At 38.9% G+C, this 16,654-nt stretch carries 24 protein-coding genes; 19 read left to right on the forward strand and 5 right to left on the reverse strand.

Annotated elements, in window-relative coordinates; all coding sequences use genetic code 11:
- Positions 1 to 498 precede the first annotated feature (498 nt).
- The 7 genes from FZC79_RS15255 (at position 499) to FZC79_RS15280 (ending at position 6,799) form a co-directional block, all read left to right on the forward strand.
- Entirely contained in the window at positions 499 to 1,068 is a 570-nt protein-coding gene (locus FZC79_RS15255; protein WP_148947637.1) for a DUF6609 family protein, read from the forward strand.
- Between the two features lie 524 nt (positions 1,069 to 1,592).
- Complete coding sequence (locus FZC79_RS15260; protein WP_148947638.1) at positions 1,593 to 3,248, forward strand: alkaline phosphatase; 1,656 nt, start codon at positions 1,593 to 1,595, stop codon at positions 3,246 to 3,248.
- 169 nt (positions 3,249 to 3,417) lie between these two features.
- The gene (locus FZC79_RS15265; protein WP_148947639.1) at positions 3,418 to 4,314 is read left to right on the forward strand and encodes a GNAT family N-acetyltransferase; all 897 of its coding nucleotides are present in this window, start codon (positions 3,418 to 3,420) and stop codon (positions 4,312 to 4,314) included.
- A gap of 112 nt (positions 4,315 to 4,426) precedes the next feature.
- Complete coding sequence (locus FZC79_RS23250; RefSeq protein WP_187442811.1) at positions 4,427 to 4,591, forward strand: hypothetical protein; 165 nt, start codon at positions 4,427 to 4,429, stop codon at positions 4,589 to 4,591.
- A gap of 275 nt (positions 4,592 to 4,866) precedes the next feature.
- Positions 4,867 to 6,027 carry an FtsW/RodA/SpoVE family cell cycle protein gene (locus FZC79_RS15270; protein ID WP_148947640.1) on the forward strand — a complete coding sequence of 387 codons (1,161 nt, stop codon included), beginning with the start codon at positions 4,867 to 4,869 and terminating at the stop codon, positions 6,025 to 6,027.
- A gap of 144 nt (positions 6,028 to 6,171) precedes the next feature.
- On the forward strand, positions 6,172 to 6,399 hold the full coding sequence (locus FZC79_RS15275) for a helix-turn-helix transcriptional regulator (RefSeq protein ID WP_148947641.1): 228 nt from the start codon (positions 6,172 to 6,174) through the stop codon (positions 6,397 to 6,399).
- Positions 6,389 to 6,799: a hypothetical protein gene (locus FZC79_RS15280; protein ID WP_148947642.1), complete on the forward strand. Its 411-nt coding sequence runs from the start codon at positions 6,389 to 6,391 to the stop codon at positions 6,797 to 6,799. Before FZC79_RS15275 ends, FZC79_RS15280 begins: the two co-directional genes overlap by 11 nt.
- A gap of 83 nt (positions 6,800 to 6,882) precedes the next feature.
- On the opposite strand, the gene FZC79_RS15285 is transcribed toward FZC79_RS15280, so the two are convergent.
- Positions 6,883 to 7,365, reverse strand: coding sequence for a hypothetical protein (locus tag FZC79_RS15285; RefSeq protein WP_148947643.1), 483 nt, complete (start codon positions 7,363 to 7,365; stop codon positions 6,883 to 6,885).
- Entirely contained in the window at positions 7,362 to 7,616 is a 255-nt protein-coding gene (locus FZC79_RS15290; RefSeq protein WP_148947644.1) for a helix-turn-helix transcriptional regulator, read from the reverse strand. Before FZC79_RS15290 ends, FZC79_RS15285 begins: the two co-directional genes overlap by 4 nt.
- A gap of 371 nt (positions 7,617 to 7,987) precedes the next feature.
- On the opposite strand from FZC79_RS15290, the gene FZC79_RS15295 reads away from it, so the two are divergent.
- The 7 genes from FZC79_RS15295 to FZC79_RS15325 all read left to right on the forward strand — a co-directional run bounded on the left by FZC79_RS15295 (position 7,988) and on the right by FZC79_RS15325 (position 11,494).
- Entirely contained in the window at positions 7,988 to 8,605 is a 618-nt protein-coding gene (locus FZC79_RS15295; protein WP_148947645.1) for a hypothetical protein, read from the forward strand.
- Positions 8,606 to 8,662: 57 nt separating this feature from the next.
- Positions 8,663 to 8,929: a 2-acyl-glycerophospho-ethanolamine acyltransferase gene (locus FZC79_RS15300; protein ID WP_252183351.1), complete on the forward strand. Its 267-nt coding sequence runs from the start codon at positions 8,663 to 8,665 to the stop codon at positions 8,927 to 8,929.
- Between the two features lie 77 nt (positions 8,930 to 9,006).
- Complete coding sequence (locus FZC79_RS15305) at positions 9,007 to 9,735, forward strand: hypothetical protein (protein WP_148947646.1); 729 nt, start codon at positions 9,007 to 9,009, stop codon at positions 9,733 to 9,735.
- 74 nt (positions 9,736 to 9,809) lie between these two features.
- Entirely contained in the window at positions 9,810 to 10,133 is a 324-nt protein-coding gene (locus FZC79_RS15310; protein ID WP_148947647.1) for a hypothetical protein, read from the forward strand.
- 56 nt (positions 10,134 to 10,189) lie between these two features.
- Complete coding sequence (locus tag FZC79_RS15315) at positions 10,190 to 10,423, forward strand: DUF3953 domain-containing protein (RefSeq protein WP_187442812.1); 234 nt, start codon at positions 10,190 to 10,192, stop codon at positions 10,421 to 10,423.
- 75 nt (positions 10,424 to 10,498) lie between these two features.
- Positions 10,499 to 11,152 carry a hypothetical protein gene (locus FZC79_RS15320; RefSeq protein WP_148947649.1) on the forward strand — a complete coding sequence of 218 codons (654 nt, stop codon included), beginning with the start codon at positions 10,499 to 10,501 and terminating at the stop codon, positions 11,150 to 11,152.
- Positions 11,153 to 11,215: 63 nt separating this feature from the next.
- Complete coding sequence (locus FZC79_RS15325) at positions 11,216 to 11,494, forward strand: hypothetical protein (RefSeq protein WP_148947650.1); 279 nt, start codon at positions 11,216 to 11,218, stop codon at positions 11,492 to 11,494.
- A gap of 34 nt (positions 11,495 to 11,528) precedes the next feature.
- On the opposite strand, the gene FZC79_RS15330 is transcribed toward FZC79_RS15325, so the two are convergent.
- Entirely contained in the window at positions 11,529 to 11,711 is a 183-nt protein-coding gene (locus FZC79_RS15330; protein ID WP_148947651.1) for a DUF4083 domain-containing protein, read from the reverse strand.
- A gap of 312 nt (positions 11,712 to 12,023) precedes the next feature.
- Between FZC79_RS15330 and FZC79_RS15335 the strand changes: the two genes are divergently transcribed.
- From FZC79_RS15335 to FZC79_RS15345, 3 genes are all read left to right on the forward strand, one after another.
- Entirely contained in the window at positions 12,024 to 12,200 is a 177-nt protein-coding gene (locus tag FZC79_RS15335; protein WP_148947652.1) for a serine kinase, read from the forward strand.
- 47 nt (positions 12,201 to 12,247) lie between these two features.
- On the forward strand, positions 12,248 to 12,961 hold the full coding sequence (locus tag FZC79_RS15340) for a class I SAM-dependent methyltransferase (protein ID WP_148947653.1): 714 nt from the start codon (positions 12,248 to 12,250) through the stop codon (positions 12,959 to 12,961).
- A gap of 452 nt (positions 12,962 to 13,413) precedes the next feature.
- Positions 13,414 to 13,995 (forward strand): histidine phosphatase family protein, encoded by a 582-nt coding sequence (locus tag FZC79_RS15345; protein WP_148947654.1) that lies wholly within the window; start codon positions 13,414 to 13,416, stop codon positions 13,993 to 13,995.
- A 200-nt stretch (positions 13,996 to 14,195) separates the two neighbouring features.
- Here FZC79_RS15345 and FZC79_RS15350 read toward each other — a convergent pair whose 3' ends face one another.
- Positions 14,196 to 14,936: a phosphotransferase family protein gene (locus FZC79_RS15350; protein ID WP_148947757.1), complete on the reverse strand. Its 741-nt coding sequence runs from the start codon at positions 14,934 to 14,936 to the stop codon at positions 14,196 to 14,198.
- A gap of 164 nt (positions 14,937 to 15,100) precedes the next feature.
- On the opposite strand from FZC79_RS15350, the gene FZC79_RS15355 reads away from it, so the two are divergent.
- Positions 15,101 to 15,286, forward strand: a complete 186-nt coding sequence (locus FZC79_RS15355) for a hypothetical protein (protein ID WP_148947655.1) — start codon at positions 15,101 to 15,103, stop codon at positions 15,284 to 15,286.
- Between the two features lie 85 nt (positions 15,287 to 15,371).
- On the opposite strand, the gene FZC79_RS15360 is transcribed toward FZC79_RS15355, so the two are convergent.
- Positions 15,372 to 15,962 carry an HAD-IA family hydrolase gene (locus tag FZC79_RS15360; protein WP_148947656.1) on the reverse strand — a complete coding sequence of 197 codons (591 nt, stop codon included), beginning with the start codon at positions 15,960 to 15,962 and terminating at the stop codon, positions 15,372 to 15,374.
- Positions 15,963 to 16,148: 186 nt separating this feature from the next.
- Here FZC79_RS15360 and FZC79_RS15365 point away from each other — a divergent pair, with 186 nt between their 5' ends.
- Entirely contained in the window at positions 16,149 to 16,457 is a 309-nt protein-coding gene (locus tag FZC79_RS15365) for a hypothetical protein (protein WP_148947657.1), read from the forward strand.
- The last annotated feature ends 197 nt before the right edge of the window (positions 16,458 to 16,654 follow it).

Genomic DNA, 16,654 nt, shown 5'->3' on the forward strand with positions numbered 1-16,654 from the left:
TAAAATAGCATCCATCAAAAAATAGCATCCATCAATCTCATCCTTTGTATAAATTGCTAGGTCATACATTCTTGAGCGAGTATTTTTATACACGTGCTCTTGGCAACAATCGGCGGTTCTCATGAATATATTAGGTCGGTTTCGTAAACGGGGTCTAGCCACCAAAAAAGAGACGACCTCGGACCTGCATTAACAGGATGAACGGGATGATACATCATTAAACGTTTAAGCCTTCCATTTTCATTAATTGTGGTGTCTGGAAGGACATGGGGGTTTCGTAAACTTTGTTGCTATTTACGAAGAAATATCAATCTCAAGAGGAAAAAATACGGTAATATCCATGGAAATCTGATAGCAACAATATATGAGAAAACAGCCTTCTAAATAAAGCAGATGTGATGGAAGAAGAACATCTAAATTCAATGACTTTTGCTGGCGGGTTTTTGGTTGAAGGTCCCGGGAGGAAGCCGCGAACAAAAAAATGAAAGGTGGAGTCATGTGCTTAATTTCATCCTTCAAGAAAGAGAGTATAATACGCAAAGAACCTGTGGAGTCTGGCTGGTATATATAGGGGCCCTCATAATCCTTTCTGCTCTGACAGGAGGAGAGTTATTGATTCAGCCTTTTCTGCTTGGATTTGGTTACTTCGCTGGATTTGTCTTGATCTTAGGGCTTCCTTTTGTGAACCGCAAGCTCGCATATGGAAAAAACTCTAAATTTCAGGACTCAATAAACAATTTTTCTGTTGTATTGAATGTGGTACTTTGCACAGCATGCGGATTAATTATAGGCTTTGAGGATTTAAGGCTCCTATGGTGTTCCATATTCATTGCTGTGGGAATCCATTTTTTCGGATTTTATTTTTCACAAGGAAAACGAATGGTCCTGCTGGGGATACTGACAGTTTTAAATGGAGTTTTGGGCTTAATCCTCATCAGCATTCCCTTCATAATTTTTGCATTAATAGATGGCTTGTTAAAGTTACTCATTGGTGTGAAGATGATGAGCAAGAGGAAAGAAGCAGCAATACAGGAGCCTGATAAAAATACACCGGGATTAGACCTTTAAAGTCGATTGGAGGGATCAAAAATTAATAAATTCACGTATTCCTTTCTTATCGTCCTTTTACTCCTCAATGCAAGCAGATACTCTTCCTATTTGATAGAAGGAAGTTCTTCTGTTTACTACTTAACAATGTTTATTCTAAACGTGCTGGGGTTAGTCTTTGTTCTCGTGCAATTTTTTAAAGATAGGAATAAAGGAAATTAGGGGACATAACGTCTATAGATCAAAGAACTGCCGGGCTTGTATTAAAAATAAAAGTTATGAAGCTCACTTTTTTGTAAAAAACTTCTATAGACCTAATTACATCTTAAATTAGGTCTAATACCTTATTCTTTCGACAAATTTCCATAAAGGAAGAATCAAAGGGAAAGCAATCGATGAAAAACGGTAAAGGGCTAAAGAACTATTTATTTTTGAATGTTTCAAATATTGCAAGTTCATTTACAATTATTCTACTTTTTTCTTGTTATATCTTTACATTTCCCTATTATTCTAATTTTGTAATTAACTAGATTTTAGAGGAGGAAATGTTGGAGATGAAAAAGAAGATTGCAGGTATTACGGTTGCTGGTGCTGTAGCTTTAGGATCATTGGGATTTGCCGGTAAGGTAGAGCAGGCTGACGCCAAAGGGAGCAAAAAAGAACCTGAAAATGTCATCATGCTTGTGATGGATGGGACAAGCGCCGGTGCAACTTCTCTTGCAAGATGGTATAAAGGCGAGAATCTCGCGATGGATGAGATCGTTACTGGCGGAGTGCGCACTCATTCTGCTGAATCAGCCATAACTGACTCAGCTCCGGCTGCTACAGCTCTATCAACCGGACATAAATCCAATGATAAATTTATCGGTGTCCTTCCTGCTCTAGTCAATACTCCAGGTGTGAATAAAGTTAAATCGAAAGATGCTTACAAACCGGTGGCCAATGTGTTAGAAGGTGCTCAAGAGATTGGCAAGGCAACAGGAATCATTGCCACTTCTGAAATTCAGCATGCCACACCAGCAGGATTTTCCTCCCATGTTACCCATCGAAGCAACTATGGAGATATCGCTGAACAGCAGGTATACCAAGAAATCGACGTAGTTCTTGGCGGCGGAAAAGAGGCGCTTTCTCCTGGAACGACTAAGAATGCCCGTAAAGACGGCGAAGACTTGTTGAAGGTTATTGAAGCCAATGACTATGATTTTGTGGAAAGCCGTGACGAATTAATGAAGTCAAAGTCAGATAAAATCTGGGGTTCTTTTGCCCCAAGCGCGCTTGCATACGATTTTGACAGACAAGCTTCTAAAAACCAAGAGCCTTCTCTTGCAGATATGACGAAGAAAGCGATTAACACATTGAACAAAGATGAAGACGGGTTCTTCTTGTTTGTGGAAGGCAGCAAGCCGGACTGGGCAGCCCATGGAAATGATACCATCGGAATTATCAGTGATGTTCTGGCATTCGACTCTGCTGTAGAAGAAGCCCTGAAGTTTGCAAAAGAAGATGGTAACACAATGGTCATTGCAGTTAGTGACCACGGAAACAGCGGGATAACGATGGGGAATGTTAATACCAACAGCAACTATCCGGAGATCCCTGTTTCCGCTTACATCGATCCCCTAAAAAAGGCGGTTATGACACTCGAGGGTGCCTTGAAACAGTTGAAGCCGGACCGCTCAAACATGAAGGAAGTGGCTGAACTTTATGGTCTGGACAACCTGACAAACGATCAGATTGCGAGCATGAAGAGCTCCAAATCCCTTCCAGCTGAAATGGCTAAAATGCTGGCCGACCGAGCTAACATCGGATATTCCACAGGAGGCCACACAGGAGAAGATGTATTCCTTTATTCCTATGGTCCTGAGCGTCCAACAGGCTTGATTGACAACTCGGATATCGCCAAATCAATGGCCTCATTCATGGGCTTTAACCTAGAAAAAATGACAGACAAGCTATTTCTCAATGCTCAACAAGAGTTTAAGAAAAAAGGCTATAAGACTAAGGTAGATGTTTCTGATATCAATAATCCAGTTTTCATTGCTGAAAAAGGCAATGAGAGAATCGAAATCCCTGCTAATAAAAACATCGCCGTTTCAGTTAAAAATAGAAAGACTATTACCAAAACACTTAACGGAGTCTCTGTTTATAATGGCAAGGACTTTTATGTTCCGCAGGATGCTGTGAGACTAGCTGGAAAATAATTTAGTGAAAAAGAGGCTCAGATGAGTCTCTTTTTTTATTTGAATTATATAAAAATGCACATAAGAAAGGAAACAAAGATGTTAGGTCCTGCTATAAAACATTGCTTGATCTTCCATATTTTGAAATAATTAGTGTGATGGTTTTGAGAATAGAAAGGTGAGGGAGATTGTGTCAATTACATATAGACCCTGCAAAGATATCAATGACTACGAAAAAATAAGAACTTTTCTGGAAGAGAGTTATGAATTTTACGGAACAAGATTCGATGATAATTTATCGCTGTTTGAATTTCAAACTGCTCTTTCGAGGGGGATGGCAGAACCAGTAAAAAGCATTGACGATGCATTGAAGAATGTGCTGCTGTGGTTTCACGGTGAAAATGTAGTCGGCTTACTAGAGGAAGATGCATTTTGTGCAGCGCCTGGTTATAGACATATCTTTAAGGAGATGGTTGAAGCAGGAGAGCGTCATGCTGCCTGCAGCGGTTCTCGAGAATGGGAAGTTTACGACAATGATGCTGATTTTGAAGATGTGCTTTTGAACAAGGGTTATCTGAAATCGGAGGAGTATTGGGTTAGGAGGGAGTTTGACCTTACTGATTCTAAGTCTCTTCAGGTAATATTACCTCATGGGTTTTTTATTAAAACCGTTCCAGAGCTTGTGGATGCTCAAAAGGTCTATAAAGCTTACAAACTTTGTTATGGGATCGAGTTCAATGAAAAAATATTTAAGAAAATGTACGAAACGTCTACCTACCGGCCGCAGTTGGATCTAGTCGTATTGGACAATGAAAATGAAGTCGCAGCACTTTGCAGTGGAAGATATGAGAAAAAAAACAAACTGGTCACCATAGAAGCTGTATCGTGTTTTCACCAATACAGGAAAAAAGGTATCAGCAAAGCGCTATTAGCACACCTATTAAACACCGCAAAAGAATTGGGAGTAAGCAAAGCGACTGTCTACACAGCTATGCCGGAAAAATACCCGGCACCAAACAGATTGTACGAATCTGCAGGCTTTCAATTGGTCGGCAATCGGTTTGTTTGGAAGAAGGGTAATGACTAGGCAATTTCTTATAAATCTGAAGGACATTCAGGTACGTGTATGTTAATGAGTATGGTCTTTATTAGATATTTCTGTAGTAAATTTTATTTTTTTATAGTTTAGGAGATGAGAAATGACGGCGTGGTATATTTTTATTATCTTGTTAATTATGGGTGCAGTCATTGAACTGGCAGGAAAAAGACTGTTTAAGAATAATCGAAGCAAGAGGAAGGTATCAATCTTCGTTTGGTCTTTCATTGCCTTGATCTTTTTTCTTCTATTTATATTAGGGTATTAATCCAAGCTTAACCTAATTGTATGTAAATTATAGGGCTGAAAATAAATATAAAGAAAAAGCGAAACCGGGCAGTTACTATGTTCCGGTTTTTTTCTAAGTTCTTAGGCAGAAGAAAGTGTCAATTCATTTCCATAAAGAAAAATTAGTCGAAACTTCTTACCGTTCTCTTTCGTCTAATAGTATGTAAGCAAATTTTTTATTCAGTTGGATGCTGATATACATACAAGTATACGGGCTCTTATAAGAATCACTTTTACAAGGAGAATCTCGCTATAATGGAAAAACGCGATTTCAAAAATATGGATCTGGATTTACTTTTTCTAATCATGCTTTTCATGATCATCAGCTGTGCTGCTATATACAGTTCTCAAAAATACCTCCCCTATGAAGATAATTTTGCAATCAAACAAGGAATTTGGTTTTTTGCTGGTTTGGTGATAACTTCCGTCGTCTACCTGTTTGACTTTGAACAACTTCGGAAATTATCTCCCTATCTGTACCTCTTGGGTGTACTATCTCTGTTTGTCCTTATGATAGCACCTGAATCGATTGCTCCTGAGATAAAAGGGACCAAAGCCTGGTTTTCCATTCCTGGATTTTCACTGCAGCCATCCGAATTTATGAAGGTCTTTCTAATCCTATTCTTAGGGAGTGTCATCAGCAGGCATAATGAAAGCCGCGAGATCCGTACAATCAAATCGGACTTTCTCTTAATTTTAAAGACAATTGGCATCACCTTGGTTCCACTGGCCTTAATCCTGAAACAGCCGGATGCCGGAACAGGAATGGTCGTCATGTGTATTGCGGCAGGCATGCTTTTTCTATCCGGGATAGACTGGAAGCTGGTTGTGTTATTAATTATGGTCTCACTTCTTATGCTTTCTGGTTTAGTTTACACGTACATTTACAAAACAGAGCTTTTATTACAGGTACTGGATGACTACCAAATGAATAGAATTCATTCCTGGCTGGATCCATTCGGCTTCGGCCAGGGAATTGGATATCAGCTTAAACAATCGATCCTTGCCACAGGATCAGGAACTTTTTATGGAAAAGGGTTTAACGAAGGTCAAGTCATTGTGCCGGAAGCCCACTCTGACTTCATTTTCACCGTAATAGGAGAGGAATTTGGATTCATCGGCGGATCTATCGTACTTAGTCTTTATTTCCTGCTCATTTTCAAAATTGTTGCTGTTGCCCTGAGGAATAAAGGCGAGTTTGAGAGCCTGATCGTTTCAGGAGTGGTTGCGATGCTGACGTTCCACATATTTGAGAATGTCGGAATGGTCATCGGGCTTGTTCCCATCACGGGAATCCCTCTGCCATTACTAAGTTACGGAGGAAGCTCTGTGCTCGGAACACTGCTTGCGCTCAGTCTGGTGAATAACATTTCTGCCAAGACGAAAGAATACATGTTTAGCAGCCGGGAGGGGTAAGAAAAAGACGGCTTCTTCTACTCTGATAAAGAATGAAACTTGTATTGACCGGGCGTTGAATTAAATGCCCCTCTGAAACTAAACTCAAAATGATACGGAAACAAGGATGTAAAGATATCTTTACTTCCTATTGGAGGGCTTTGCATGAAAGTGATTAACCACATAAAAGAAATCAGGTTAAAAAATGGGGTAACGCAGGTTAAAATGGCTGAAGATTTGCAGATAACGCGGCAAACCGTGAATGCCATTGAAAAGAATAAATATAATCCAAGTTTGGAATTGGCACTGAAATTGATTAAGTACTTTAATGTGCCGGTTGAAGATATGTTTTATCTAGAGGAACAAGAAAAGGGGAGGACCGATGAAAAATAAAAAAGCCTTATATTTTGGATGGGTTTTTATTATGGGATGTATTATGACAGGTGGATTAATAGGAATCTATCTAATCGGAAAAGAAACAGGAGAGTATGACTACTCTCTGGCTTATTCAGTCGTTGGCGGGACAGCAGGGGGATTTCTACTCTTTTTGCTCTATTCCAAAGTAATGAAGAAGAGGAGACGAAATGTTCCCAGTTTTGATGAAAGAAGCTTAATCTTAATGCAGCGTTACTTGATGATAGTCCTTTATGCTCTGCTTATCGGAAGTGGAGCGGCCCTGATTACATTATACGCGCTGGGCGTTCAGATGATAGAAACAGGAATGTTGATCGTATGTTTGATGGGCGTCTATTTTGTCATTGGGATAGGTGCTCTTATTACAAAGCGATTATGAATATCAAAAGGAAGAAGCCGAAGCAGGGGCAGAGTTTCCTTCCCTTCTTCAGCTTCTTCCAGCATGCGGAGGATACATTGATCTCATCGTGAATAAAGCACCTTGAACGATATAAGATAAGCGGCAAGTCCGATAATTGGAATGGCAGCGGTAGTAAACATTGGATACCAGACGAAATCAAGAAAGTAAGTTGGAACCAGCATATAAGAACCAAGTAGTAAAAATGAAAAAAGTAGTATGAATCCAAAAGCAATACGTACGGCCCTCCCGGTGATTTCCACTGATCTTTCATCAGAAGCATCATATTCTGGCAGGATATAATCTTCGACTTTGGCTTGTCTCTTTTTCTTCATGGCGAACATCTGTATTACATTCAGTATGACCAGGATAATGGTAATAACAATGAATACTTGTCCCATGAGGGTACTGACGTTCGCTGAAAAACCTTCGATATAACCTCTTCCCATCAGCTCAAATTGCTGTTGTATCCAAACTACATCATAAACCATTACGGCCAGGGATACGAAAAGCAAAGATCTTAGTAAAACAATCATATATAACTTCATTTTTCTTCCTCCTTTTTCGAAAAAATCACTTCTATTGGTTCATTGAAAACCTCTGCAATATTCATGGCAAGAAGCAAGGAAGGAATGTAACTTCCTTTCTCCAATGACACAATGGTCTGCCTGGTCACCCCGATTTTTTCGGCAAGCTGCCCCTGTGTAAGATCAAACCGGGCTCTGTATTCTTTCACACGATTCACCAGCAATTTCACCACTCCTATCTCTTCATGGTTATTGTACAGTCTGCTTGTCATTTTGTAAAGTTGACTTGTCATATTGTATAGTTAATTTTACTTTCATGGCTTCAATTAACAAGAAATCTCCATATTAAAGCTCTCAGGAAGAAGCAAGTTTAACTGCATAAACTATCCCATATTAATAAAAGGGACTCTTTTGTCAGATAAATGAAACTTTTTGCTTCAGTTATTCGTCAATTAATAGATGGGAAGGTATATAAATCTCTACATAATATGTTCCCCTGCTTGATCAGGATAGATGACCTTAATGGAGTGGAAGTCTTACAATCTCCTGTGAAATTAGCAGCGGCAGTAAACATAGTTGATCAACATAAGAAGAGATACACAACCGCCATACTGAACTATGGATGCTAGAGAGGAGGATTGTTATGAAAAAGGTTTATTTAAGTATCATCTTCTTGGCAGGCCTCATTAGTACCGGGTGTTCTGCTAATATAGACCATCCAACTATTTCTAAAAATACAGAGTCGGCTTATGAGGAAACCTTTAATGACTTGGCGTTAGGCATGCTATTCGACTTTAATTTTCACTTGCCTGAGGCGGATAAGAGGTGGGTAACGCTTTGGGTCGAAAGCTACAGTAATGGAGAGAGGGATCCCCAGCCTTTAACCCAATTATCTTATGGAAACAACCCGGTAGAGGTGGAAAAAGGAAATTTGGGGTTTGGAATAATTAATCCAGATGGAGAAGATTCCATGGTCTTTCTTTATGGACCAGATGTAAAATCAGCCCCTGAAAAAGTGGAGAGAGAACTTAATCAAGGACTGTTGGCAACTTGGGATTATGCAATTGGTGAAGAGGAAGTAGAGTTACAGCTCGGAGAAACGAAGATTCTGGCTGCCTATCGGAAATCTGCGGGGAATTCCATGAGAACGATTGATTATCAAGATGAAGAGTCGGTTACCAGCATAATCGAAGAAGGAGAAACTGTCCTTTTGCTTAAAATTAAAGTCGAAGAAAAAGAATCGGAATTTTATTCTAATTAATCATGTTAAAAATGCTGAACATTACTTTAAGAGGTGAGGAGTCTGAAAAGGGAAGCGTTGAAAATAATTACAGAAATCTCTTTTTATATAGCTTTAATGTCACTTGCGGGTATGCTGCTCACCATTTTGACACCACTCAGGGTTTTAACTATTGTCCTTTTTCTGACGATGGTTGGAATTCCCCTCAGCATCCTCTCAATGTTCAGCAGGGAACATATTGCAAAAAGGATTTTTGCATTGCTAGGTAATCTTTTGCCTGTCAGCCTTGTAATCTATGCATTAGTAATGGAGTTTATTGACGAGTTTCTTAGAGCTGCACCGTAGGAAGAGCTAGAGGTAAAGTTAAACTGGGCTGATTGAACTGGTCCCCCTTCCAATGAAATAGAAAGAGGTTAATTTAAATGATTAACAAAGTATTTTTGTGGATTTTCACTATGGTTTTACTAAGTTTAGCTGGCTGTGGAGCACAAGAAAAAGCTGATAATATACCCGAAGCTGACTTGCTTGTAAAGCACTGGGGTGAAATGTCTGAAAGAAGTCAGATCGAAATTGTGAAAACGGTTCTTGAGGAAAATGAAATGGGTTATTGGCTGGATCGAGAAGATAACACTATAACAGGCAAACAGAAATCTATGGATTCCCTTTTCAGTAAAAAGAAGTATCAAAACCTTTCCTTGCAAACAGCCATTCTCAAGTATTGGAGTGGGGAGGAATTAATACAACAGGAAAAAGAAGTCATGGTGAAATGGTCTTTGGAAGGAGAAAGTGACAATTGGAGAGTGAAGGAATTTACACTTCAAGGCGGTTCAAACCATTTCGATGCTGGAGGCAGTTTAGAAATGAAACATGCTGAGGAATATCAATCTCAGTACTTTTCTTACGATGCGCATGTTGTCATCTCTAATGTAGACAGAGAAATTTTTGGCGGCTCCCTCATCGGTGGTCCTGATGATACGACGAATATCAACAAGAAACATAATTTAGGGATTGAAGGCGGATCGTTCATTCATGAGAATGGATTTCCTGTAAAGCCGGAGGACATAGACAAAATATATATGGATGTTGAATGGTTTGATACAGAAAAATCAAAAAAGGTTAAAGAACGGATTAGTCTTTATACGAGAGAATAAGACAACTTAGAATACAATGTACATAGATTCTGTGGGTTTCACTAGTCTGCAGCAAAAAGAGGAGGACAAATAATATGTTCAGTCTGCTCAATCTGGGGAGCCTAATCCTTGGCTGCATTTCATGGATTCTTCCCATTATAACTATTATGGGGTATAGAAAGAAGGATTTGAAAAAATGGGGAACAAGTGCCGTGCTGAGCATCAGTGCATGCGCAATTTCTCTGTGCTTTCAAATTATCTACCAAAATCATCTTGTGAATATTGAGGACTGGTCTGCAATTATGGACACTAGTGGTGCTTTGGTATTCGTTTCGGTTGTGCTGGTAAGTGTAACCATCCTGCTGAATGCTGTTGGATATTTCCAGCATCGAATGGCGTTAAGTTTTAAAAGTTCATAAAAGGATAGACCACAATACTTTTGGAAACAAAAAAATAGGTAAAGAAGGTGGAAGTATTGTTGAAAATAATTCGCTACATAGTGTCCCTTACAGCACTGATTTTTGCAGCATACGGACTTATCACCGGAGATTATACCTATAACCATATTATGATGCTTTTCTTGAGTCTCTTAATGTTGACCATGGGACTAGAAGAGTTTGAAAGAAATCATAAAGGGATAGGCTTTCTGCTTTTGGGGGCATTTCTATTTACTGGTTATGCATCCATTCAAGGACTTCTAATCAGCTGAAGGTATCTATATCTAATCAGGCTCAATGTATTAAGCAAGCTTTCGAGTAAATATTGATTGAAAGGAGGGTGGCTCATGGTTAAAAATAAGCTGGCACTCATAGTCTCGGGAATCATTTTAGTTATATGTATGTTTTTATATTTTCCTTATCCAAATAATGTGATGATTGATTCACGTTCCTCTTTTATGTCCTTTCCTATCAAAGATGTTGATGGGTATAATCCCCTTGCCATTATAGGATCCATTTTATTTATAATTGCTATGGTTTTACTGGTGAAGGGTTTGGAGAAATACCATTTCAGGGCAGTGATTCTTACTGCCTTTGCCTACGCAGTTCTGCCTCTGGTTCTTATACCGCTATACCAGGAAACGTTTGCGAGAGGAATTGCTGCTGTCTCTTATGATGATGAAGGGACATGTGATTTTGAATCTGTTAGTGAGGGCTTATTAAAAGGTGAATGCAACCTCAATTTACAAAATCGCAGCAATAAGCCTGTTACTTTTGAGGTAGTATTCATGGAGTCACCGTATTTAAAAGAGGATATACGAATAGAGTCAATAATGAATGAAAGTGGTCCGAATTTAGTAACACTTGCACCAAACAGCAAAGAGTCTGTCCAGATCGAGAAGTTGCTTGATTTGTCTGAGATATCTACGCATATAGACGGGGGATCTACCTCCAATGTTCATATAAAAATTACCGATGGGGAGAGTCAACGTGTCCTATAAGTTCAGTATTTCAAGTTTTCTTAGTCTTAAGTAAGAATTAAAATGATAAAGGAGGGTTTTCGATTGGAATATAATTTCATGGACTTTCTAATAGTTTCAATCCTCATCTATGTGCTCATCACAGTCATCAGACTTGAAGGTCGTATTAAAGGAATAAGATATGCCTTAGATCAAATATCAAAGAAGGCAGGCGTACCAGAAAAACCAATCAATAATGAATTGAGAGAGTTGATAAGGAAAGACCAAGAGGTGCAAGCTGTAAAAGAAGTCAGAGAAACACTCGGCCTTTCATTAGTGGAAGCAAAACAGTATATTGAAGCATTAAAAGCTGCTGAAAAATAATTTCACTGTGCAGCTAATGGTCAAAATGCTGTAATCACTTAGATTGTTTTTCCAACAATTCAATGATTCTATCTAATTTCCTGTTGATATCCTCGTTATTAGTATGACTTCTGCTGCTGTTCACAAGCAATCTGCGGACAAAAAGAGAGAATGAGACAGCGCCTAAAATCAATAAGAATATAAAGATACCTGAATAAAGAAAGTCACCTATTAACATACCTGCAACCCCTTGTCGTTTTTGGATAATCATACCATAGTTGGTGCTTGTATTGGTTAATTGATGTAAAATTAAACAAGTGAGAACTTGCTGGGGAATGGGGCAAACGAATTGAATGCATTATTTTTGGCCATTTTAGGGGTGGGTATTATCACTGATGATTTTAATTTTATCCCCGTTCTTCTGCTTGTACTGGGTATCTCGCTTGGGTACAGTATAGGGAAAAGAGAAGGATCTAAGTCTTGAGAATTTACCTAGCTCCAGGAATGTCTTCGTGGTGATATTCCAGAAATTATAGGAGGAGGGATAGTAATGAGACTGTTCATTGCCTTTTTATTTATTGTGGTTGGAGCAGTATTAATTGGATTGACGATTGATGAAATTAGCCGTACGTCCCATTTATTATTGAAGTTCACTGGTGTAGTCATCTTTGGAGTTGGTGTAATGATAGGAAAGAAGAAAAAAGGAACCCGGGAATTCTTCAGTTAATATTTAGTATTCGTTTAAAAATAAATTAAGTAAATAGAGGTGAAAGTTTGAAAGAAAAAGTAAAGAAGACCTTTAATGAGCTGGCAAGTGTTTATGAAAAGGCCATCGATACCAACAGTATATACAACAGTGAATATGAAAGACCTTCCATGATGGCGCAATTTCCAGAAGACCTTAACTCCAAAAGGGTCCTTGATGCAGGATGTGCCGCCGGCTGGTATACCCATCAGTTGATAAACCGTGGAGCAGAGGTTGTTGCTGTTGACTTAAGCCCGGAAATGGTTGCTTCTGCTAAAAGGCGGGTTGGAAATAAGGCAGAGGTACTGTGCCTGGACTTAGAAAAAGCATTGCCTTTCGAAAGCGACTCTTTCGATTACATAATCAGTTCTTTAACTCTGCATTATCTTCAAGACTGGAACCATATCTTCAGTGAGTTTCAAAGAGTCCTGAAACCTAGGGGCATTTTCTTGTTCTCCGTTCACCATCCTATGATGGACAGCACCATTCTTGAAGATACTAACTACTTTTCAACACAATTGATTATCGATACCTGGAATAAAGAAGGGAAAGATTATGAAGTTGCTTTTTACCGCAGACCTCTTCAGGAGATTGTGACGAAAACGGCCTCCTTTTTCATGTTAAAAGAAATGATTGAACCCACTCCAACGAACAATTTTAAAATGAGAGCACCCGAAAGCTACAAGAAACTTATGAAAAGGCCTAATTTCCTCATAATGAAAGCAATGAAGGATGAGACCTGACTCTTCTAAAAGAGAGGCCGTTTTCGCATAAATTGCTGCTTTCGGATATTTCCGTATACTAAGGGTTTTCTCTCAAATCTGAGAGAGCAGCTCTTTTCTTTTCCAGTTTACGAGGTTATTCCGGTGAATTATGGTTATTTTTCGGACTTAGTCTGAAATAGCAACAAAGCTTACGAAAAGAGCCAAGAGTAAAAAGGACAGAACAAGGCCACTGAAAATCCCAAAAGAAGTAGCAATTTCTCTTTAACAAAGAAAGAGTCAGCTATACTTCCTTAAATCATGGTGCAAAAAGAAAACGCTTCCCAGCAGTATTCATGTCCTTTATCATTAGAGACAAAAAGGCATCTTCGGTTCAAATAATTTCAATTTTTTTTAATTTAAGTTTACTAGATAATTCTTAAGAGATGGTAGAGTTATTAAGATTGAAAGTTTTTTGCTTTGGAGGAAAGGGAATGAAAACATTCGTTTATATGGTCAGACATGGAGATTCACCCAAGAAAGGCAGTGAAAGGTCACGAGGATTGTCGGAAACAGGGCTGACAGATGTGAAGCGGATTACAGAGATTTTGAAAAAGGAAGGAATTCAAATGATCGTTTCCAGTCCTTATAGACGAGCTGTTTTAACTGTTGAACCGCTTGCCAAGATAATAGGAGAAGAGGTTGTTATCTTTGAAAACCTTAAAGAGAGGGTGTTCTCTTCTGAAGAAAATCGAGTGGCCGATAAGCAATTAATGCCCTTGTTAGAGAAGTCATTTGAAGATTCGAATTATGCCCTTGAAGGCGGAGAATCTAATGAGGATTGCCAGCTGAGGGCAGTCGCAGCATTAAGAGAGATAGTAAGTACATTCGGTGGGCAAAAGATAGCGATTGGAACCCATGGAGCGGTCATGACGTTGATGATGGGCTATTTTGATGAGAAGTATTATAGTCTGGAATTTTTACATAGTACCACCAAGCCGGACATTTACCGGATGGAGTTTGAGGGAGAGAGACTGGTGGCGGTGGACCGGTTGTGGCCTCATCTCGAAGGATAAAATGTTCAATAGATCTGGTTATCAGCTTCAGTAAGTGAGGAAATTGCCATCTGAAATTCGAGTATTTAGAAGCAGCTTAGAAACCAAGTTGAATAAGTACCCAGCTGAACGGGCTTACTGAAGCTTGAGACCAAAGTAAAGAAATAATTTTCGGTAAAGGGTCTCAAGCAGATAGCTGACATAAAAATGAAGCAGATTTATCAGTAATGGTTGATAATTTTCAATAGCCTTTCCTCATTCTCCGTAGAAACCTTTTCAGATAATCTGGCAGCCGCAATGATGGGAGCCCATTCGAAAATGTCCGACCTTGATAAGCCGGTTTTTTGACAGTACAGATCCACATATATTTCAGCTAAGTCTGGGTAGAATTGAGAGTAGAGCAAATAGGTTCGGTAGACATCTGCCCGGATGTCACCTGCACTGGAATCGACCCAGTCAATAATGACCACTTTATTATCTGCGAGAATCAGATTAAATAAGTGAAAGTCCCCGTGGCACAGCCTTTCTTCGAACTTAATGGAATTTAATTTGCTGAGCAAGTTGGATTTTCGCCTTTTATCGAGCTGTGAGACAGATGCTATTTGACTGCCCAATTTATCTCTCATCCGCTCAAAGGACTTCGGAATAACGCGATGAATCTGCTGCTGGATGTCGACGGACATCATCAAATGCTCTTCAGCCTGCCCCTTATCTTCAAAGAATAATTCGCCCAAAGTTTTTCCGGGGACATATTCCATGGTGATTGATTGTTTTCCGTTTATCCTTGAAACATCCAGCACTTTTGGTACAGGAATGCCTGCTGAATGAGCAAGTTTCTGCTTAGAGGCTTCCTTCATTGCTTCTGAGCTTGGCAGGTGATCTTTAAAAATTTTAATCACCTTGTTTTCATGCAGAAAGATATCTGCCGTGTTACCGCTCGCTATCGGATTTCCCAGGTAAATTGAATTCATTGCAGTTCTCCTGTCAGTTCTATACTGGAATTGAAGTAATCGATTTTAACTTTTTGCTTATTCGCTGCACTTAGACCTTATAAAGATCTGTCCATTTTCACACTGCCAATTTTCTGATAGTCTGGTAGTATAATCTTACGAAAAGAGGGGAAGTGTTGAAAATTTTGCGAGTGCTGATGGCAATAATCGGGCTGGTGTTTTTAGGTGTCGCCTTTTATCATTTTTTCATTGATTCCAGCTATTTTCCATCAGTGATCATTTTGATCCTGGGTTTGACGCTGTTTGTGTACAGGGGTTTTGAAATTTTCACTGATAGAAGAGTAAATAAGAAGTCCTCTTAGAATCCTGTTTTTTTGTAAGTGCAGGGTTCTATGATTGTTTACAAGAACAAGGAGTGTCTTTTGCTATAATACACTCTGTTTGTCTTCAACCATTCTCTGTAACTCTTTTTATAGAATCCCAATCCAAAGTGAAAAATTTCGAATAATCCTCTAAATGAAAGTCCGCGATATCGCTGCGGGCTTGGAAAAGGCAGGTCGCAATCCCCAGTTCCCTGGCTGGCAGCAAATCTAGTTCTCTATCTCCGATGGCCAAGTCGATTCCATGCTTTTCATGCAAGTAATTATAAGCTTCCGGATGCGGTTTACGTGCGAAACCGTCATCAATCGTTACGATATCTGAGAAATATTTCTCCCATCCATAGTGGTTCAAAATAGCTGAAACACCTGCTCTGCTTTTATGTGTCATAATCACATTTTTATCAGCGTACTTTAGTATTTCCTCGACATGATCAAAAGGCTTCATCTCACTCGGATGCAATTCCTTCCTTAATACGGTCATTTCATCCTGCTGTTCCTGTGAAACCTGATAATGGTCCATTGCATGAGAATAGGACACTTTCAGCTTTTTATAGATTTCTTTTTGGTCATAATCATCTCCTAGTACCTTTGATAGCACTTTGGTGTACGCAGGGTAGGTGTCGAATAAGGTACCATCGAAGTCCCATAGAATATTCATAGAATCATCCTTTTTAGTTTAATAATATAATTAATTCGCCAATTCAAGGCTGACTCCTTCATTAAAGGAGAAAATGGTTCAGAATTACAATATCTTTGACATTAACTTTGCACACTAACAAAAGGGAAAATATGTTAAGGTGAAGTAAACATAAAGAACCATATGAACGAGAGAGGTTGAATTATTATGTTCGACTATAAAATGATCGCTGCTTTTCCAGTGTTAGCTATTTATAAAATTTATAAAAACAGGGATCTTTTAAAGAAGTTCTCAAAGACACAGATAATCGGTATTACGCTATCTTATTTAGCAGCAATCTCTTTAGCGTTTGTTTCTATCTATTATTTTGGTAATTGGATTGCCGGGTTCGCTCTTAACAGCATCATTAGATTCATCATTTCGACCGCAGTCATCCTTAGTTCGCTATTAATAAGTATCTCTATTTTGAATAAGGTGTTAGAAAAACTGACGAATGGCGTCCTTCCAAAACAATGAAGTATTTATTAAAAGCTCTTTTCGTAAACTTTGTTTCTATATGAGACAAATCTTGAAAAACCTTAATAACCTGTTAAGAGATAATGTCTCTGGTTTTCTCAAAAGTCACAATGTATTCGCAAACGGTTTTGAATGGAAGACGCCTAGAGGAAATGATATTTAAGAAGCTGCTCACTAGTATCTCTTTAGGATAACAA

The sequence above is a fragment of the Rossellomorea vietnamensis genome, assembly GCF_008180615.1.
Classification (GTDB): domain Bacteria; phylum Bacillota; class Bacilli; order Bacillales; family Bacillaceae_B; genus Rossellomorea; species Rossellomorea vietnamensis_D.